Origin of the sequence: uncultured Thiodictyon sp. (genome assembly GCF_903828115.1) — a bacterium.
Taxonomy (GTDB): domain Bacteria; phylum Pseudomonadota; class Gammaproteobacteria; order Chromatiales; family Chromatiaceae; genus Thiodictyon.
The window spans coordinates 1-19,540 of the sequence record NZ_CAIKKU010000878.1; the positions used below are offsets into that span (position 1 = coordinate 1).

Here is a 19,540-nt window from a genome sequence, read left to right on the forward strand (position 1 = left end):
CGTAATCGAATGATCCGCCCACGATTACGACAACGACAACGACAACGACGCCCGGTCCGTGAGAGCGTCCGGTCGCTAGGGACGGGCGAGACGCCCGTCGCTGCGGCTTTGCCGTGAGGGGCGCGCCGGAACCCAGCCGGAGCGGCTTGCAGCCGCGACGGGGCCTCGCAAGATACCGTGGCCCCGCAGGTTACCGCGGCCTCGCATCGCGGCTGCAAGCCACTCCCACGGGGAGCGCTCATCTTCCGGGGACGAACGGGGAGTCTTCCGCTATACTCCGGCCGGGCCGGGGGGCGTGCCGGACGGGGCCTTCGCCGCAGCGATCGTTCCACCACCCCGGCACCGATTACCAACGGACGCCGCCGCTGACTGGGGCGGCGCATCGCTCATCAAGAAGTAACGCGGAGTTAACGACATGTTGGAAATCAAAGGTTCGGTCGCGGTCATCACCGGCGGCGGCGGCGGCATCGGCTATGCCATCGCTGAACACTGGGTCAAGAACGGCGGCAAGGTGGTGCTGGCCGACGTGGCGCAGGAGCCCCTGGAGAAGGCCGCGGCGGCGCTCGCGGCACTGGGCGGCGAGGTGGTCACGGTGGTCGGTAACGTCACCAGCGAGGAGGACACCGCCCGGCTTGCCGATACCGCCATCGAGAAATTCGGGGCCATCAATCTGGTCGCACCCTTTGCCGGCATCATCAAGGACGGCATGATGGTCTCCCCGGACCGGGACACCGGCAAGGTCACGCGCAAGCTGTCCTTCGATGACTTCAAGAAGGTCATCGACATCAACTTGAACGGCGTCTTCCTGACCGTGCGCGAATGTGCCGCGCGCATGATCGACAACAAGTGCAAGGGGCTCATTTGTCTGGTCTCCTCCACCGGCTCACTGGGCACGGCCGGCCAGATCAGTTACTCCTCCACCAAGGCCGCCATGTCGGTGATGCCCAAGGTGATCACCGCGGAGTTCTTCCGGCGCGGTCTGTCCAATCAGATCCGCTGCGTGGCCGTGGCCCCGGGCTACGTCGGCACGCCGATGGTGAAGAACATGAATCAACAGGCCCTGGACAAGATCCTTCAGGATATTCCCATCGGCCGTTTGATCGAACCCGAGGAAGTGGCGCAACTGGTCGCGGACATCTACCGTAACGAGGCGCTCAGCGGCGACGTGTATTTCATCCACGGCGGCCTGCGCCTGGGCTCCAAGGGCTGATCCGGGCGGGATGCCCCTGGATCGGACCTGAGGCAGTGACTCCTGAGCCCCCTACGGTTAAACCACCGCCGGGGGCTTAAGTCTCTTGCAATTATGACGAGCGTAGCGACCCGCCGGCCCGGCGGGTCGCAACGCCTGATGGAGAAGCGCCGTGTCTCGTTACCTGCGATTGCCCGCGCTCGCCCTGGCGATGGTCGCGCTGCTGTGCGCCTGCCTCGCGCAGCCCGGCCCCACCCTGACCGCCGCGGCGGCGCACGACCAGGCCAAGGCCGGCGCGCTCACGCTGATCGACATCCGCACCCCCGCCGAATGGCGCGAGACCGGTATCGCCGCCGGCGCCGCGCCGATCATGATGCAGGACCCCAAGGGACCGGACGGCTTCGCCGCGGCGGTCCTGGCCCAGGTCCGGGGTGACTACAGCGCCCCGATCGCACTCATCTGCCGCACCGGCAACCGCAGTGCGCACATGCAACAAACACTTTCGGATCATGGGTTTAAACGGGTCTACAGCGTCGCCGACGGCATGGCGGGCAGCGCGGCCGGGCCCGGCTGGATCAGACTCGGCCTGCCGGTGACGGCGTGCAAGGACTGCTGACCAGAACACCCGCAGGACTCCGGCGTCACCTTCGCGGATGCTCCTGATTCTGCCGCCATGGCCGCCACGGCCGCGGGCAGCGACAGCAATGTCGGTATCATCGGTTTCATGCTCGTCTGCGTTCTCTGAGGATGCGCTGGTGACGCATACTATGCGTTGACTGACGCGGATCGCGAATTCTCGACGATCACCATCGCCCGGAGCGCTCAATCATGTTCCATGACGACCTTACGGTGCGTAGGCAGCGCGGTATGACGCTGATCGAACTGATGATCACAGTGCTCGTCATGCTGATCGTACTGATGTTTGCCGCCCCCCCGTTCGGCGGTCCAAGGCAGTGGCTCCAACAACCTCTACCAACATTCCGCCTGTTCGCTATGACGCGCTGGTCGGCGCACGGCGGCGGCTCGGCGTGCCGCCCGCGGGCGGGTGGACCGGGGGCAAGGCGCCCGCTGCTGGTGGGCCGCGGGACCGCGAGGGTCTGCCGACGGGCCTGATCAAGTGTCCGTGCAGGCGGTTGATGCGGCTCCGGATGTACCGCATCTTCAGACCCACCCGACCTGGTTTGCACGAGTGCCTGTCCGATGAGCCTGCTTGAATCCTCCAAGACCGATTTCCATGACCCCCGGCTGGCGACCTCCCGGGCTGGCCTGTTGGCGGCGTTGCAGGCCTTCCTGCCGACGGACGCGGTACTGGAGCACGAGGAGCAGGTGCGGCCCTACGAGTGCGACGGGCTTTCGGTCTATCGCCAGCTCCCGCTGCTGGTGGTGCTGCCGCGCACCGTCACGGAGGTTCAGCGGGTCTTGCGTCTATGCCACGAGCGCCAGGTGCCGGTGGTGGCGCGCGGGGCCGGCACCGGGCTCTCGGGGGGCGCACTGCCGGTCGGTGATGGCATTGTACTCAGTCTGGCACGGTTGAATCGCATCCTGGCCCTGGACCCGGCGGCGCGCACCGCGCGGGTGGAGCCGGGCGTGCGCAACCTGGCGATTACCGAGGCGGCGGCACCCCACGGGCTCTACTATGCGCCGGACCCCTCGAGCCAGATCGCCTGCACCATCGGGGGCAATGTGGCGGAGAATTCCGGAGGCGTACACTGCCTGAAGTACGGACTGACGGTCCACAATGTGCTCGCGGTGAAGATGGTGACCATGACGGGGGAGTTGATCGAGCTCGGCGCGGCGGCACCGGACTCACCGGGCTATGACCTCATGGCCCTCTACATCGGCTCGGAGGGGATGCTGGGGGTGACAGTGGAGGTGACGGTGGCGCTGCTGCCGGTGCCCGAGCGGGCGCAGGCCCTGCTGGCCGCCTTCGATGACACCGAGCGCGCTGGTCAGGCGGTGGGTGACATCATCGCGGCCGGCATCATCCCGGCCGGGCTGGAGATGATGGACGGACCAGCGATCCAGGCGGCGGAGGCCTTTGCCCACGCCGGGTACCCGACCGACGCGGCGGCGATCCTGCTGTGCGAGCTCGACGGCACCCTGGAGGAGGTGGCCGAGCTGACGCAGCGGGTGCGGGACCTGCTGCTGGCGAGCGGGGCGACGCTGGTGCAGGTGTCGCGCGACGACGCCGAGCGCCTGCGCTTCTGGAAGGGGCGCAAGTCCGCCTTCCCGGCGGTGGGGCGCCTCGCCCCCGATTACTACTGTATGGACGGCACCATCCCCCGCCGCAAGCTGCCGGAGGTGCTGCGCCGCACGGCACAGTTGGCCGCGCAGTATCGCCTGCCGGTGGCCAACGTCTTCCATGCGGGCGACGGTAACCTGCACCCACTGATCCTGTTCGACGCCAACCGGCCCGGTGAACTGGAGCGCGCCGAGGCCCTGGGTGGGCAGATCCTGGAGCTGTGTGTGGAGGTGGGCGGCACCATCACGGGTGAGCACGGGGTGGGGATCGAGAAGATCAACCAGATGTGCGTTCAGTTCAGCCCGGCTGAGTTGGCCCAGTTCCGCGGCGTGAAACAGGCCTTCGACCCGCTGGGGCTGCTCAATCCCGGCAAGGGGGTGCCGACCCCGCGGCGCTGTTCGGAGTATCGGCAATTGCCTGGGAGCGCCGGGCACCAGCGCGGCGCGGGCGCGGCGCACTGAGGAATTTGCACCCCATGCACGACAACCCGGATCGACTCATCAGCCCCCTGGCCGCGGGGGACGACGGCGCCATGGAGCGGGCGATCCGCCCGCGCCGGCTCCAGGACTATGTGGGTCAGCCGGCCGTCAGCGAGCAGATGGAGATCTTCATCGGCGCCGCCCGCGCCCGGCGCGAGGCCCTGGACCATGTGCTGATCTTTGGTCCCCCGGGACTGGGCAAGACAACCCTGGCCCACATCATCGCCCATGAGATGCAGGTCAACCTGCGCCAGACCTCGGGGCCGGTGCTGGAGAAGCCGGGGGACCTGGCGGCCCTGCTGACGAACCTGGAGCCGGGCGACGTGCTCTTCGTCGATGAGATTCACCGCTTGAGCCCGGTGGTAGAGGAGGTGCTGTATCCGGCGCTGGAGGACTTCCAACTCGATATCATGATCGGCGAGGGCCCGGCGGCCCGCTCCATCAAGCTCGATCTGCCGCCCTTCACCCTGGTGGGCGCGACCACCCGGGCGGGCCTCCTGACCTCGCCGTTGCGCGACCGCTTCGGCATCTTCCAACGACTGGAGTATTACTCGGCACAGGACCTGGCCACCATCGTGCGGCGCTCCGCGGAGATCCTGGCCATCCCCACGGACCCGGAGGGGGCGGCGGAGATCGCACGGCGCGCCCGCGGCACCCCGCGCATCGCCAACCGGTAGCTGCGGCGTGTGCGCGACTTTGCCCAGGTGCGGGCCGCCGGGCGCATCACGGTGCCGGTGGCGGATCAGGCCCTGGCGATGCTCAAGGTGGACGCGCTGGGCTTCGACCACATGGACCGGCGGCTGCTGGCGGCGGTGATCCAGATGTTCGACGGCGGACCGGTGGGGGTGGAGAGCCTGGCGGCGGCGATCGGCGAGGAGCGTGGGACCATCGAGGACGTGCTGGAGCCCTATCTGATCCAACAGGGGTATCTGATGCGCACCCCCCGCGGACGCATGGCGACCCCGGCCGCCTATCTGCACCTGGGCCTGCGGGTCCCGGTACGGGTGCCACCGTCGGGCGCGGCGGGGCCCGGACCGGCCATCGGAGACCTCTTTGAGGGGGTGGCGACGGAGGGTGCCGAAAAAACAATATAGAGCATTGAGACAGGACCATAGATTCCGCGTCTCTTAACACTAAGAATTAAGTTAAGAGACAAGCAAGGACAACATCGAGGTTCCTAGTATCATGGCCACACTGCACACCACTAACACGCTGCGACCGACCAAGACCCCGCTCGGCAATCCCTGGGAGGCGTGGCGTCTGGGCTGGGTGGCGTCAGAACTCTGGATGACCTCCGCCTACACCATGATGAACCGCACCAACTGGCTCGCCGGCACCGACCCAACCCAACGGGCGGCCCAACAGGAATGGCAGCGCATGTGGGGCGAGAAGGTCGCGGCCGGGCTGGAGGTAGCCATGGAGGTCCAGCGCGCCGGTTATGACCTGTGGCTGGGCCAGTTCAATCCCTGGCGCAGCGGCCGCCGGGTGCTGCGGCCCCTGCACCGGCGCACGCTCGCCAATGCCCGGCGGCTGGCGCGCCGGGACTTAGCCTGAGGGCACCGCCAAGCGCAACGCCCGGTGCTCCCAGGGTGCCAGGTGCCCCCGGGCTCTGTCTTCCGCCCATGATCCGCGGTTTCCGGTTAAGCTCCGCGCCCTGGCGACACCGGACTTCATGGCTCGCCGGTCCGTCCGCCCTGCCCGTGCCCCACGCCGGGGAGGCGATTGCCGCGCCCACTGCCCTGAGAGACCGCGATGAGTTCCGACCTTTCCCTGCTCAACCTGATCCTGCACGCAAGCTTCGTCGTCCAGTTGGTCCTGTTGGTCCTGGTGCTGGCCTCGATCACCTCCTGGACCCTGATCCTGGACCGCGGCCGGGTGCTTGGCAAGGCGCGCAAGGCGGCCAATGCCTTCGAGGAGCGCTTCTGGTCCGGCGGGGACCTGAGCGTCCTCTATAAGGACTTGAGCGCGGACGATCAGGGGAACTTCGGCCTGGCGGCCATCTTCCGTGCCGGTTTCAAGGATTATGTGCGCCTGCGCAAGATCGAGGGCAGCGACATGATGGCGGTTCTGCAAGGCGCCGAGCGCTCGATGCGGGTGGCCCTGAGCCGGGAGATGGATCGGCTGGATGCCAACCTGTCCTTCCTCGCCACGGTGGGCTCCACCAGCCCCTATGTGGGCCTGTTCGGTACCGTTTGGGGCATCATGCACGCCTTCCACGCCCTGGGTAATGTCGACCAGGCGACCCTGGCGCTGGTCGCCCCCGGGATCTCCGAGGCCCTGGTCGCCACCGCCATCGGGCTCTTCGCCGCCATCCCGGCGGTCATCGCCTTCAACCGCTTCTCCAATCAGGTAGAGCGGCTCAACAACCGTTACGAGGAGTTCATGGAGGAATTCTCCACCCTGTTGCAGCGCCAGGGCCGCGGTTGACGCGCCCACCCCGCCGAGACCTTTAAAACCGATGCTCAAGCGCTCGCGCCGTCACGGCCGCCGCCGCCCCATGTCCGACATCAATGTGGTGCCCTACATCGACGTGATGCTGGTGCTGCTGGTGATCTTCATGGTTACCGCACCCCTGATCACCCAGGGGGTCAAGGTCAACCTGCCCCAGGCGCGGGCGGGCGGCATCCCCAGCCCCACTGTGGCCTCGGTGATCATCACGGTCGACCGCATGGGCGATTTCTATCTCGATGCGGGGCAGGACAGGCACCTGCCGGCGACCGACAAGACGCTCTATGACCGCATCCGCACCGTCCTTGCGTACAAGCCCGAAACGCCGGTGCTGGTGCGGGCGGACAACGAGGTGGACTACGGCCGGGTGGTGCGCGCCATGGTGGTGGCGCAGGCGGCCGGGGCGCCCAACGTCGGCCTGATCACCGCCCCGCCGGCCCGCCGTGAACCCTGACCATGTGGCAGGTCCTGCGCGAAAACCGGCGCGCCCTCTACTGGTCCCTGTTGCTGCACCTGCTGTTCGGGCTGCTGCTCTTCGTCAGCGTCCGCTTTCTGGCGGACCCCACGCTGGGCGGTCAGACGCCCAAGCTGGTGCAGGCGACCCTCCTGGGCGACCGCGCCATGGAGGAAATGGTCTCTCGCTTCCGGACGGAGCAGACCCGGCGCGCCGCTGACAAGCAGCCCCAGGAGGCCAAGGCCCCACCGCCGCCGCCCGCCCCTGACGTGACCACCCGGACCGCCGAGGCGGCGGCCGCGCAGGCCAAGAGCCAGGCGGAGGAGGCGGCGCGCCAGGCCGCGGCGCAGGCGCAACAGCGCGAGGCCCAGCGCAAGGCCGAGGCCCAGGCTCAAGCCGCGGCTCAAGCTCAAGCTCAGGCCGAGGCTCAAGCCCAGGCGCAGGCCGCGGCGCAGCGCGAGGCGCAGGCCGAGGCCCAACGCCAGGCCGAGGCCCAGGCGCGCCGCGAGACCGAGACCCAGGCGCGCCGCGCGGCCGAACTCGCCGCCCGGCAGTACGCCGCCGAGGAAGCCCGGCGCCAGGCCGCGGCCGCCGAACGCCAAGCCCAGGCCCAGGCGCGCCGCCAGGCCGAGGTGGAGCAACGCCAGGCCCAGGAGGCCGCGGCCACGGCCGCGCAGGCCCAGCGTGAGGACGAGGAGACGGCGCGCCGGATGCACTCCGAGCGCGAGCGCATCCGCCAGGAGCAGGCGCGCCTGGAGGCCGAGGCGCAACGCCGACAACAGGCCGAGGTGGCCTTGCAGCGCCGAGCAGAGGCGCAGCGCCTGCGCCAGATCGAGACCGAGGCCGAACGCATGGCCGTGGAGGAAGAACGCCGTTTGGCGCAAGAGGAGTCGCAGCAGCGCATCGAAGAGGAGGCGCGCGCCTTGGAGCAGGAGGACCGCGAGCGCCTGGCGATGGCGCAGGCCCAGCGCACCCGTGAGTCCGACGCCGCCTCGCAGTCATCCTCCGAGCAGATCGCCCGTGAGGTGGACCGCTACATCCCAGTGGTCAGGGACCGGGTCCGCCAGTTTTGGACGCACCCGCCCGGCCAGTCCGCCGACCGGCTGACCAAGGTCTCGCTGCGGGTGATGCCGGGGGGCGAGGTGGTGCCGAACTCGGTGCGGGTGGTGCGCAGCAGCGGCAATACGGCCTTTGATCAATCGGTGATCGCGGCCATTTACAATGCCTCCCCGATCCCGGTGCCGTCCGGCCCCGCCTTCGAGCAATTCCGGGAGTTTGATTTCGATTTTTCCCCCTGATGCCGGAAAGAGCAGTCATCCACAAATAGACAACTATCGCGGCGCTCGCGCGCTGATCCGCCCCGGAGACCACAGACCCATGACCACCGGCAGATTACCCACCCTCATCGCCGCCCTCGTCGGCGCGGCGCTGGGCGTCCTGGGCCTCCCCGCCCAGGCACGGCTCACCATCGAGGTCACGGGCGGGGTCGAGGCTGCCCAGCCCATCGCCGTGGTGCCCTTCGGGGTCTCCGCGGGGCTGATCACCAAGGACGACGTGGCCGCGGTCATCAGTGCGGACCTGGTACGCACGGGCAAATTCCGCGCCCTGCCCACGCGCGACATGATGGCCATGCCCAGCACCGCCGCCGAGGTGGACCTGCGCGACTGGAGCCTGCTCAACATCAACAGCCTGGTGATCGGCCGGGTAGAACCGGAGGGCAGCGGCTACCGTGTGAGCTACACCCTCTTCGATGTCTTCGGGGGCAAGGAGATCGCCTCCGGGAACCTCAGCACCACCACCGGCGGACTGCGCCTCACCGCCCACCGCATCGCCGACCAGATCTTCGAGAAGCTCACCGGTCAACCCGGGGTGGCCGCCACGCGCATCGCCTACATCACCTCCAACGGCCGCGGCAACAGCCAGACGGTCACGCTGCGGGTAGCCGACGCCGACGGCACCAACCCCCAGACCATCGTCTCGTCCAATGACCCGCTCATGTCCCCCGCCTGGTCCCCCGACGGACGGCGATTGGCCTACGTATCCTTCGAGAACCGGCGCGCCGCCATCTACCTGCAGGACTTGGCAAGCGGCCGCCGCGACCTGGTCGCGAGCTACCCGGGCATCAACGGATCACCGGCGTTCTCGCCCGACGGCCAGCGGCTCGCCCTGACCCTGTCGAAGGACGGCAACGCCAACATCTATGTGCTGAACCTGCAGACGCGCGAACTGACCCAGGTCACCGACCACTTCGCCATCGACACCGAGCCCGCCTGGTCCCCGGACGGCACCCAACTGATCTTCACCTCCGATCGCGGCGGCAGCCCCCAGATCTACCGCATGGCCGCCGCCGGCGGACCCGCCGAGCGCATCAGCGCCGAGGGCGACTACAATGCCCGGGCCTCCTATGCCCCGGACGGCAAGTCCGTCACCATGGTGAGCCGGGTCAATGACCAGTTCCGCATCGCCGTCCTGGACCTGGAACGCGGTTTGACCAAAGTCTTGAGCCAAGGCGACCTGGACGAGTCCCCCAGTTTCGCGCCGAACGGCAGCATGGTAATTTACGCGACGATTCAAGACGGACGCGGCGTGCTCGCGACCGCCGCGGTGGATGGCGGCGGGAGCCAGCGGCTCTCCCAGGACGCGGGTGAGGTGCGCGAGCCCGCCTGGTCGCCGATAACGAAATGAAGAGGCCCTCCGTGATATCGACCCCGACCCGACCCCGCGCCGCGCCGCGCCGCGACCTGGCCGCACCGCCCGGCGCCGTGCTGGTACTGGCCTTGCTCCTGGCCGGCTGTGCGAGCACCCAGCCGCAATTCGAGCCCCAGACCCTCGGGACCGGCCTGCCGCCGCCCCTGCCCCTGAACGCCGCCCCGAGCGTCGCCGACACGGCGCGGACCGAGCCCGCGCGTCCCACCTACCGCGGCCCCTGGGAGGACCCGGCCAACCCGCTCTACCGCCGCACCATCTACTTCGACTACGACAGCACCGAGATCAAACCACAATTTCTAGACGTCATCCGCACCCACTCGGCCTACCTGGGCACGACCAAGGGCCAGCGTATCACCCTGGAAGGCAACACGGACGAGCGCGGCACCCGCGAATACAACCTGGCCCTGGGCGACCGCCGTGCCGAATCGGTGCGGCAACTCATGGTGGCCGAGGGCGTCAGCGCGGACCAGATGGCCACCTTGAGCTACGGCGAGGAAAAGCCCGCGGACCCTGGCCACGGCGACGCCGCCTGGCGACTGAATCGGCGGGTCATCATCCACTACTGAGGCACGCGAAACCCAGCATGAACCACGCCCACCCTACCCCACTCCTCGTCACCGCCCTCCTGGCGTCCACCCTGATCGGCGCCGCCGCCGCGGCCGATCCGCTCCTGGAAGATCGCGTGGCGCGCATCGAACGCATCATGGACAACCAAAGTGCCTCCGGACTCACACTCCAGATGCAGCAACTCCAGCAGGAGGTGCAGGAATTGCGCGGCCTGGCGGAGACCCAGAAATTCGACATCCAAAAGCTCCAACGGCAACTGCGCGACCAGTATCTCGACATCGACTCCCGCCTGGGCACCGGCAAGGGCCTGGACACCCCGGCCGCCGGCACGCCCGCCGTCGGCCCCGCGGGCGCGGTGCCACCCCCCCGACCCGGCGCGCTCGACCTGAGCGGCAAGGACCTCAAGCCGCCGGTCGGCAGCGAGGCGGCGGCCCCGGTCACCGCCCCCAGCCCCTCCTCCCCCAGCGCCGTCGGCATCCCCTCCCTGCCGAGCCCGGAGACCACCGGCGGCAACGAGCGTGACGCCTACCGCGACGCCTTTGAACTCCTCAAGCAGCGCAAGTACCCGGACGCCGCCGCCGCCTTCACTGACCTGATGGCCCGCTTCCCGCAGGGCCAATACACCGATCAGGCCCGCTACTGGCTGGCCGAGACCTACTATGTCCAGCGCAACTACCCGGCGGCCCTGGCTGAATTCGACCGCCTGGTCCAATTGAACCCCACCAGCGCCCGGGTCCCCGAGGCCATGCTGAAGATCGCCAACATCCAGTCCGAGTTGGACGCCCGCGAGCAGGCGCGCGCCGCCTATCGACTGCTCATCGCCAAGTACCCGGGCAGCACCGAGGCGCGACTCGCCCAGACCCGCCTGCAGAAACTCGGAGCCGAGCGCACCGGGGCGGAGCAAAAATAGTTCAGCGGCGCCCGATCGGCAGTGCCGCACCCAGGGCGGCGGGGCGCCGGCGCTCCTCCGGCCGAAGGAGCACCGCGCCGGGCTTCAAAACCAAGCCCAAGGCGTCTATACTGAGCGGTCTTAGCGCCCTTAGCTCAGTCGGTAGAGCATCTGACTTTTAATCAGGTGGTCGCGCGTTCGAGTCGCGCAGGGCGCACCATAAAAACAAGGGCTTGGGAGAAATCCCCGGCCCTTTTCCTTGTCCGTGGCGCACTCATGGCGCAGTTGCAAACAACACGCGGCAACCAAGCGCCCCGCCCGGCCCCTGGTTCGGCTTCCCCAACGACACCGCCGCGCCCTGATCCGCCAGCCCCAAGGGCGCCGATCCGGCCCGGTTTCAACCCTGTTTTTTTCTGAACTGCGCCGACAGTGCGCCATGCGCCCATGGCGCACTCACGAAAGACAGTAGAGACAGATACTTGATGTGTCGCAACACATGATAGGTAATCATATGTTGGCGTTTTTGGTCGTTTGTTGTAGACTTTAGCCAGTGCTGATGGACCCCGGGACGGCGCCAACCGACCCGGGACCCTGACCCAAACCGACCTGTTACGAGGCCCGGCCATGGCTACCGCCAAGTATACCGACCGCACCCGTTCGACCGTGGGGGCCTGACCCATGGCGACGATTACCGAACGCACCGACGCCAGCGGCGCCACGTCCTACCGGGTCGAGGTTCGCCTGAAGGGCTACCCGGCGCAGCGCGCGACCTTCACCCGCAAGACCGACGCGAAGAAATGGGCACAGGGCACAGAGAGTGCCATCCGGGAAGGCCGACACTTCGGCACCGTGGAGGCCAAGCGGCACACCCTGGCGGACCTGATCGACCGTTACACCCGCGATGTCTTGCCCACCAAGAAGACCGCGACCCAGGCGCCCCAAGTCCAACAGCTTGGTTGGTGGAAAGACCAGATCGGTAGCAAGACCCTGGCCGATGTCACCCCCGCCCTGCTCGCGGAGTACCGCGACACCTTGAGCCGTGAGCCGATACCCTGCACGGCAAAGGACCCCGCCCAGGCCGGACCCGCGCGCTACCGTACCCCGGCGACCGTCAACCGCTACTTGGCCGCCCTGTCGCACGCCTTCACCGTGGCCGTGAAGGAATGGGCTTGGGTCGAGTTCAATCCGCTGCTGAAGGTGACGAAGCCCAAGGAACCCCGCGGCCGAGTGCGCTTCCTGGCCGACGATGAACGCGAGCGCCTGTTGAGTGCCTGTCGGGAGTCGCGCAACCGCGACCTCTACCCCGCCGTGATCCTGGCCCTGTCCACTGGCGCCCGGCAACAGGAAGTGATGGGCTTGCGCTGGCCCCAGGTAGACCTTACCCGGCGCGTCGCCACCTTGGACGACACCAAGAACGGGGAGCGGCGCGTGTTGCCTTTGGCTGGCCCGGCCCTGGAACTACTCCGGGAGCGCTCAAAGGTGCGGCGCCTGGATACCGACCTGGTGTTTCCCGGCCACACCCGCCCGGCCAAGCCGGTAGACCTGCGGACCCCCTTCGAGACCGCTTTGAAGGTCGCGGAGATCCAGGATTTCCACTGGCACGACCTACGCCACACGGCCGCGTCTTACCTGGCGATGAACGGGGCGAGCTTGGCCGAGATTGCCGAGGTTCTTGGGCATAAGACGCTGAGCATGGTCAAGCGGTATGCCCATCTGAGCGAGGCCCACACCGCGAGCGTGGTCGAGCGGATGAACGCGCGGTATTTCGGTGAGGGGGGCAAGTGAGCGACACGGCACCCGAGCCGTCGGGCGTTCTCGTCCCGATTCTGGACGGGGGGATTCCCCGCGCAGCGCTGCCGGTGCGTTCGCTGGTCTTGGTGGCACCCCGGGCAATGTACCCTATGCGGATCGCAAAAGACTTGTCGCGGGATGATGAACATCCCGAGTTCGGGATGATGCGCCACTTGCAGGCTTATCGGCGCGGTCCCCGGGGGGCCGCCGAACCGATCCGACCCATTGAGTGGGACAGGATAAGAATCGCGATGGATGCCCTATCCATGGAATTGGACAGGGAAGGACTAGCGCGAGCGGCGCCGGGCCTAGAGCATCCCTTGCGAGACCGCATTTATGAGGAGCGGGCACGGCGGGTGCTGCCACCTGGGGTGTTCGTCTGGTTCGACGAGTTCGAGGCCGCCCACCAATCGCACGTGAGATTGTGGGAGGAGGAGCGCCCCGGCGACTTGGACCTGATCCTTAACCCGATGCTGTCACCTGCCGAGCGCGCGGAAGTAATGCAAGGGTTTGCTGAGGATCGCAGGGAGCCGAAGCCGAAGCCAGCGACCCAGGAACCGGCGGCGCCAGTGACCGCTCCTGACCCCGATCAGTCGGATATTGCTCTAGGGCGCAGTCGGCGCGCACAGCTTCAAGGCATGGCCGAACGAAGAAAAGGCACGGCCGATGATCGCAGCCAAGAATGGGCACGATGGCACGCCAAAGGCGCAGAAATACGCGCCGGGCGGAAGAAACCGATCAGCAACCGAGCCTTGGCACCATTGGTCAAGGCCGCCCTGACCCTCCCGGACTCGACGGAAATCATCCGCAGAAAGCTATAGCAGCTTTGGGTAAGTGGGCAGGCTTACCCAAGGCTTACCCAGATTTAGCGTTACCGTCTGTATCTGAAGGATTTTAAAAAGAGTGGGTTGGGCACATCGGCCTTACCCAGTAGACCCATCTACCGTTCGCACCACAGCAGCCGCAACCCGCGGCTCGCAACCGCCGAAAGGTGCGAACGATGCCCACACCCGCCGATGCAGCGGCAACCGCCGCCGCCCTGCCCATCCTCAACCCTGACCACGTCTGGTACAGCGTCAAGGAATTTGCCGAGCGATACCCCGGGGTATCGTTGGGCGGTTGTCGTTGGGCGATTTTCAACAGTTCAACCAATGGACTGGACAAGGCCGGGGCCGTGGTGCGCCGGGGCCGCCGGGTCCTCATCAATCCCGAGCGTTGGTTTGCCTGGCAGCGGACCAACCCGGTTTGTAGTCCCCCGCGCGCCCGGACCCGGACCAAGGCGGCGCCAGCTTCCCGGATCGCCCGTCCGACCATGGCCGGGTGCGCCTGATGACCCCCTGGACCAACCCGACGGGGGGCCGTGCCTGTTCTTCGTCGCCACGCAGAAAGCCCGCAACATCAACCACTAAGCCGCACGCAAGAAAAAAGCGCAACCCCGGGCAGGGGGCGGCGCTTGAATTTGTCGCTTGCGTTTCGGTAAAAAACCTGATTAACCTGTGCCGTCGCGGCGCCCCCTGGCAGGGGCAACCGCGCTAAGCCTGGCCGTTAGATGGCCCGACACCGGCGCCGAATAGTATAGCTCATCGGGCTATTCATTCGCGCCCCTGCCTGTCTGTCTGCGGCTGATTATCCATCTTTGGAGATCAGCTAATGCTCAACCCGCTAGACCCTTCCAACTGCGCGACCGCGCAGCCCACCGACAACCCGCTACCCGGCACGGCCGCCGCCATCGGCCCCGACGACATTCACCAAGCCCTACGCCGCGCCGCACCTGGCTTGACGCTGGACGGCCGCGACACCATCGACCGCATCCGTTCAGAGCTTTCCTGTCTCGCTGACCTGATCGACCAAGCGAAAAGCGTGAATGAACCGCTCGGGCTGGCGAGCCTCTTGTATGGCTATTGCAACGCGCTGGACGACGTAGCCGCTCAGGAAGACATCGCGGGGGGCGCAGCATGAAGCCCACCAAAGACCAAAGCGCCGCCGCCGTTGCGCGTGAAACTGCCGTGCCGATGCCCGCTAATAGCATCGCGTCCGAGATGTTCCTTGACGATGCCTTTTCCGCGATCCGGGCAAGGCTCGCGATGCTGGCTGCTTGTGATCCTTCCAGGATCGACCCTTCTATATTCTCAGATGCGTTGGTGGCTTTCGTTGATGAAATCAGCGACGCGCTGTCATATCACGAGGCCAACCGCACCCCTTGGCCGCGCAAGAAAGCACCCGCGGGGGCGAACGGGGCCGACGATGAATAAACAGTCACCTCCCTACCGGCCCGGGTCCTATGGCTGGCGGCGCGACCGCGGGCTATTAACCTGGCGCGATATCGCGCGACGCTGGCGGTTCATCAGGTTTACCCCGCCCGGCTGTCGGAGCCCGGTTCCTGAATCGGTTATGGCGTGCTGGACGCGGGGGGCGCGCAATGGCTGAAACTCCCCTTGTGGGGACCCCGGCGCTTGCGCCGGGTGCACTCTATCCGCCGTTGGACCCCGAGACTCTGTGCAATGAGATCCCTGCCACGATGCAAGAGGCCCGCCGCTGGCTTGGCTGGCGCGCGATCCCGCAAGCGGGGAAGAAGCCGCGCAAGGTCCCGTTTTACCTAGACGGATCGCCACGGGCGGGCACGCTGGATGCTCCGGCGGACCTGGCCAAGTTAGGGACCTTCGAGGATGCACTGAAGGCCCTGGCGACCGGGCGCTATACGGGTCTTGGCTTCGCCTTGGGGGAGGATGCGGGCGGATTCTGGCAAGGCATCGACCTGGACGGGACCGACCAACGGCCGGAACTGAAAGCGCTGGTTGACCAGTTGCCCGGCTATGTGGAGCAATCCCCATCGGGAAAAGGCTTTCATGCGATCGGCCGGGGGCGCGACTTCCCCACACTGGCGTCGAATACTTCAGGTATCGAGGCATACAGCAAGGGCCGCTATTTCACTGTGACAGGCACCGCTTACGGGGGGGATGTTGCGGACCTGGCCGAGTTCGTCAATGGCACCTTGGCCCCGCTTCACGCCGTGGGGACCACAACGGCAAAGCCTGCCAAGCCGGGCGCAACAGAGAAGCGCCCGCCCCCGGCAGAGATACCCGAGGGTCAACCCGCCGAACTTCGTTCGGCCCTGGCCGCTATTCCGTCAGATGATCGCCCCCTATGGATCAGGATGGGGCAGGCATTGTGTCCATTGGGGGAAGTGGGCCGCGCGCTCTGGGTTGAATGGTCACAAGGAAGCGACAAGTACGACGCGAAAGACGCGGCCCGCGTGTGGCGCGGCTTCAAGGCGGACGCCACGGGACCCGGCGCAGTGTTCGCGGAAGCGATGCGGCGCGGCTGGGTCAACCCGAAGCGGCGCGTACCGCCACCGATGGCCGACCACAGAGGGCGGCACCCTGCCGCCACTGCGCCCGAGACGCAGCCCCCGGAAGGGCACCCTGCCGCCGCGGGCGGGGACCCCGTGCCTGTTCCCCAGGCACCCGAACCGACCGGCGGACCCCCAGTCACCGCGGGGCGCGACCACTGGCCCGACCCTGGCGACCTGTCGGGCGCCACGACAGCGAAGCCCTACCCCGTGGATTGCTTCCCTGAACCTGCCCGCTCTGCCCTGATCGAGTATCAGCGTGTGGGGCAGCAACCGATGTCCTTGGTTGCGTCGTCGGCCCTAGGTCAGATGTCGTTGGCCGCTCAAGGGTTAGCCGATGTGGCGCGCAATAGCCACTTAAGCGGCCCGATCAGTCTTAGCCTACTGATCGCGGCCGAGTCGGGGGAGCGCAAGAGCGCGGCCGATAAGCAGTTTGGACGCGCGGCGCGGGCTTGGCAGGCACGGGAGCGGGAGCGGGGAACCAATGAGAATCGAAGGGCCAGGGCGATGAAAGCTGCTTGGGTGGAACGGGTTAAGGGCGTATCCGGTCAGATCAAGGCCCTGGCGGCGAAAGACTCAGCGGAAAGCAAGGCCGAAATTGATCGTCTGCAAGATCGACTGATTGAGTTGGAACAGAACCCGCAAACCTGCCCACCCTTGCCGTTGCTAACGTATGAGGACGTAACACCGGCCGCCTTTGCCTATAACTTCGCGCTCGGTTGGCCGAGTGCGGCGCTATCGTCAGACGAGGGGGGTATCGTCGTTGGCTCGCATGGGATGGGCGACGAAACGGCAACCTCGATGCTGTCGATACTCAACATCTGTTGGGATGGGAGGGATTACATACCCGTGCGCAAACAGGCACTTACCGCGGAACTAAGGGGGCGTAGATTATCGACGTTCCTCATGATACAGCCGTCCCTGTTGCCTAAGTTGATCGACAAGGGGGCGCGCGACATTGGGTTTATTGCGCGGTTCCTGTTGTCGTCCCCCGTGTCAACGATGGGCACGCGGATGTATGCCGACCCGCCCGACGATTGGCCGGCACTCAATGACTTTGACGCCGCGGTGTTGCGGTTGCTGGATTTACCCTTGCCGATTGACCGCGGGGGGGAAGATCAAGGGGACTTGATGCGGCTGATACCGCCGGTCATGTGCCTGTCGGCTGGCGCGAAACGTGATTGGGTGGAGTATCACAACGCGGTCGAGGGGGAGCTTCGCCAGTTTGGCGAGTTTTGCGCGGTCCGGGATGTCGGGAGCAAGAGCGCGGAAAACGCGGCGCGGGTTGCTGCCGTGTTCAAGGTGTTCGATCAAGGCAAGCCTGGTCAGGAGGTTGAACAGCGATACATGGAGGCCGGCATTAAGGTTGCCAGTTGGCACCTAAATGAGACGGTGCGCCTGTTCGATCAGATTGCCACGCCCGAGGATCGCGCCGACGCGCGGGAATTGTCGGCTTGGTTGGGGAGCCGTGCGCTTGAACTGGCCGACGCGGACGGGACCCCCATCGTCAACCAGTCCGGGGAGATTGCGACCCGTGACATTCTGCGCTTGGGGCCGAACCCGGTGCGGGATTCGGCCCGGCGGGATGCGGCAATTGCCGTTCTGGCCGATGCCGGGCACGTCAGGATGGGGGGCAGCGGTAAGCAAAAGCGCTTGCTGGTCAATCCCAAACTACTGAAAAAACAATGACTCGCCAACTGTCGCAACCTGTCGCAAAGGGGTTGCGACAGTTGGCCGTGTATGCGCCGATTTAAGGACAGGCACGGGTGATAACTGTCGCAACTGTCGCAACTGTCGCAACTGTCGCAGCTTCTCTTATAAACAGTTTTTTTTACTTCTTTCTTTCTATAGGAATTGCGACATGGCGAGCGTTTTGGACAGGTTTCTGGCACCGCGGGCGGCAATTTCAAACAGCCCACCCGTTGCGACAGTTGCGACAGTTGCGACAGTTGAGGGGGGCGCGAGGGGGGAACCGGCACCGGCACCCCTTCCAGGCACGCGGCGCCTGTACCTGATCCGCCACGCTGACGGCGCCCTGGCGTCGCACAGCTTCACCCCGGGCGCGACCCCGGCAGAGGTTCGGGCCTGGTATCCCGACGCAACGTCGATTGAGCCCGAAGACGAACCGACCGAGATGGAGTAACAGACCATGCTGATAGCGAACATTTACGGCCGACTGGGGGCCGACCCGGTAGCGCGCACTACCAAGGCGGGAAAGGACATGGCAACGGTATCGGTTGCCGTGGACGTGGCGCCCTGGAACGCCGACGCGGGGGCGACCTTGTGGGTATCGGTCCTTGGGTTCGGCACCACGGCCGAGGCGATGCTGAGGGCCGAGAAAGGGCAAATGCTCGCGGCCGTGGGCAAGCTGAGCCGTGGGAGCTACACCACCGCAGCGGGGGAGGTCCGGGAACAATGGTCCCTGATGGCCGACTCGGTAGTGACCGCCAAGAGCGCCAAGCCGACCGGGGGCCGGCGGGCGGCGCCGACGCAAGCGGACCGACCGAAGCCGGGCGGATCGGACCGCGGATTCTCCGAGCGGGAACCGCCGCCCTTTGATGACGACCTGCCGTTTTAGGGCACGCGGGGCGAAGTGTCGCGAACTGTCGCAACCTGTCATGGAAGTGTCGCAACTCGCGGAATCCTGAAAGCGCTAGCCTTTCATGGCGTTGCGTTGATGTGTCGCAACTGTCGCAACTGTCGCAACGGTTCGGGTGTTTGAGGGGGGGAGCGGGATTCTGGCGAGGATCGGCCGACTGTCGCGAACTGTCGCAACCTGTCATGGAAGTGTCGCAACTCGCGGAATCCTGAAAACGCTTGTCTCTCATGGCGTTGCGTTGATGTGTCGCAACTGTCGCAACTGTCGCAACGGTTCGGGTGTTTGAGGGGGGAGGCTGGTCGCAACGGTTTAGCCATCGGCGAAAACGAGTCCACTAAAGTCCACCATCGGCGCAACCGATCAAACGGCGCTGGGAGTTGCTAGGTATTAGCCCTTGCTCCTAGGTCTTGCGAAAAACGCTCAGCGACGCACAGGGGACCGGCGGACGAAAACAGCGAGAGAAATCGAGGGCGTTTGAGCGGGGGCCGGATACGGGCCAACCAGAGTTAACAGGAGTCCACAATAGGTGCGACCGATCGTTTCGATTTTTCTCATCGTGATTGACGATAAAACGGGTGGCGAAAAGTAACGGGTTCAACTGCGCCTTGTTGCAGCGAAAACGTGTCCGGGATTGTCCGGCTGGCGAGCGGTATCGCTGGCGGATCGGTTGCGCCGCGGCGGGTTCGGGCTTGAGCCGTGCCTGTCTCCCCTGGCGATGGGCTCAAGGTCGGCGGCAACCTCGCAGGATCGAGCGCGGCCCGGCCCTGGCGATGGGCATCGGCACCCAGGAGGACCAGCCTCAAGGCCCTGGCGATGGGCTCAAG

At 66.4% G+C, this 19,540-nt stretch carries 18 protein-coding genes, 1 tRNA gene and 1 pseudogene; all 20 read left to right on the plus strand.

The annotated features are described in order from the left end of the window. Positions 1–415 precede the first annotated feature (415 nt). Positions 416–1,210 (plus strand): SDR family NAD(P)-dependent oxidoreductase, encoded by a 795-nt coding sequence (locus QZY48_RS32985; RefSeq protein ID WP_295438775.1) that lies wholly within the window; start codon positions 416–418, stop codon positions 1,208–1,210. Between the two features lie 151 nt (positions 1,211–1,361). After that, positions 1,362–1,805: a rhodanese-like domain-containing protein gene (locus QZY48_RS32990; protein WP_295438777.1), complete on the plus strand. Its 444-nt coding sequence runs from the start codon at positions 1,362–1,364 to the stop codon at positions 1,803–1,805. 212 nt (positions 1,806–2,017) lie between these two features. Continuing rightward, on the plus strand, positions 2,018–2,302 hold the full coding sequence (locus tag QZY48_RS35190) for a type II secretion system protein (protein WP_366929825.1): 285 nt from the start codon (positions 2,018–2,020) through the stop codon (positions 2,300–2,302). Between the two features lie 87 nt (positions 2,303–2,389). Continuing rightward, positions 2,390–3,892: an FAD-linked oxidase C-terminal domain-containing protein gene (locus QZY48_RS32995; RefSeq protein ID WP_295438779.1), complete on the plus strand. Its 1,503-nt coding sequence runs from the start codon at positions 2,390–2,392 to the stop codon at positions 3,890–3,892. 14 nt (positions 3,893–3,906) lie between these two features. Further along, positions 3,907–5,004: pseudogene (gene ruvB / locus QZY48_RS33000) on the plus strand (Holliday junction branch migration DNA helicase RuvB). Between the two features lie 91 nt (positions 5,005–5,095). Continuing rightward, the gene (locus QZY48_RS33005; protein ID WP_295438781.1) at positions 5,096–5,464 is read left to right on the plus strand and encodes a hypothetical protein; all 369 of its coding nucleotides are present in this window, start codon (positions 5,096–5,098) and stop codon (positions 5,462–5,464) included. 198 nt (positions 5,465–5,662) lie between these two features. After that, positions 5,663–6,337 carry a protein TolQ gene (tolQ, locus tag QZY48_RS33010; protein ID WP_295438782.1) on the plus strand — a complete coding sequence of 225 codons (675 nt, stop codon included), beginning with the start codon at positions 5,663–5,665 and terminating at the stop codon, positions 6,335–6,337. A gap of 31 nt (positions 6,338–6,368) precedes the next feature. Next, positions 6,369–6,812 (plus strand): protein TolR, encoded by a 444-nt coding sequence (tolR, locus tag QZY48_RS33015; protein ID WP_295438784.1) that lies wholly within the window; start codon positions 6,369–6,371, stop codon positions 6,810–6,812. A 2-nt stretch (positions 6,813–6,814) separates the two neighbouring features. Further along, entirely contained in the window at positions 6,815–8,110 is a 1,296-nt protein-coding gene (gene tolA, locus QZY48_RS33020) for a cell envelope integrity protein TolA (RefSeq protein ID WP_295438786.1), read from the plus strand. Positions 8,111–8,189: 79 nt separating this feature from the next. Further along, positions 8,190–9,497, plus strand: coding sequence for a Tol-Pal system beta propeller repeat protein TolB (gene tolB, locus QZY48_RS33025; protein ID WP_295438788.1), 1,308 nt, complete (start codon positions 8,190–8,192; stop codon positions 9,495–9,497). 11 nt (positions 9,498–9,508) lie between these two features. Further along, positions 9,509–10,087 (plus strand): peptidoglycan-associated lipoprotein Pal, encoded by a 579-nt coding sequence (gene pal / locus QZY48_RS33030; RefSeq protein ID WP_295438790.1) that lies wholly within the window; start codon positions 9,509–9,511, stop codon positions 10,085–10,087. 17 nt (positions 10,088–10,104) lie between these two features. Continuing rightward, complete coding sequence (gene ybgF, locus QZY48_RS33035) at positions 10,105–10,998, plus strand: tol-pal system protein YbgF (RefSeq protein ID WP_295438792.1); 894 nt, start codon at positions 10,105–10,107, stop codon at positions 10,996–10,998. 123 nt (positions 10,999–11,121) lie between these two features. Further along, positions 11,122–11,197, plus strand: a tRNA-Lys gene (locus QZY48_RS33040). 458 nt (positions 11,198–11,655) lie between these two features. Then, positions 11,656–12,762, plus strand: a complete 1,107-nt coding sequence (locus QZY48_RS33045; protein ID WP_295438793.1) for a site-specific integrase — start codon at positions 11,656–11,658, stop codon at positions 12,760–12,762. Continuing rightward, on the plus strand, positions 12,759–13,589 hold the full coding sequence (locus QZY48_RS33050; RefSeq protein ID WP_295438795.1) for a hypothetical protein: 831 nt from the start codon (positions 12,759–12,761) through the stop codon (positions 13,587–13,589). The genes QZY48_RS33045 and QZY48_RS33050 overlap by 4 nt, the downstream gene beginning before the upstream one ends. Positions 13,590–13,768: 179 nt before the next feature. After that, positions 13,769–14,098, plus strand: a complete 330-nt coding sequence (locus tag QZY48_RS33055) for a hypothetical protein (protein ID WP_295438797.1) — start codon at positions 13,769–13,771, stop codon at positions 14,096–14,098. A gap of 320 nt (positions 14,099–14,418) precedes the next feature. Continuing rightward, on the plus strand, positions 14,419–14,727 hold the full coding sequence (locus QZY48_RS33060) for a hypothetical protein (RefSeq protein ID WP_295438799.1): 309 nt from the start codon (positions 14,419–14,421) through the stop codon (positions 14,725–14,727). Then, a complete protein-coding gene (locus QZY48_RS33065; RefSeq protein ID WP_295438801.1) occupies positions 14,724–15,020 on the plus strand; it encodes a hypothetical protein in 297 nt (98 codons plus the stop codon). The genes QZY48_RS33060 and QZY48_RS33065 overlap by 4 nt, the downstream gene beginning before the upstream one ends. A 266-nt stretch (positions 15,021–15,286) precedes the next feature. After that, a complete protein-coding gene (locus QZY48_RS33070) occupies positions 15,287–17,806 on the plus strand; it encodes a DUF3987 domain-containing protein (protein WP_295438803.1) in 2,520 nt (839 codons plus the stop codon). A gap of 460 nt (positions 17,807–18,266) precedes the next feature. Continuing rightward, entirely contained in the window at positions 18,267–18,695 is a 429-nt protein-coding gene (locus QZY48_RS33075; RefSeq protein WP_295438805.1) for a single-stranded DNA-binding protein, read from the plus strand. Positions 18,696–19,540 lie beyond the last annotated feature (845 nt).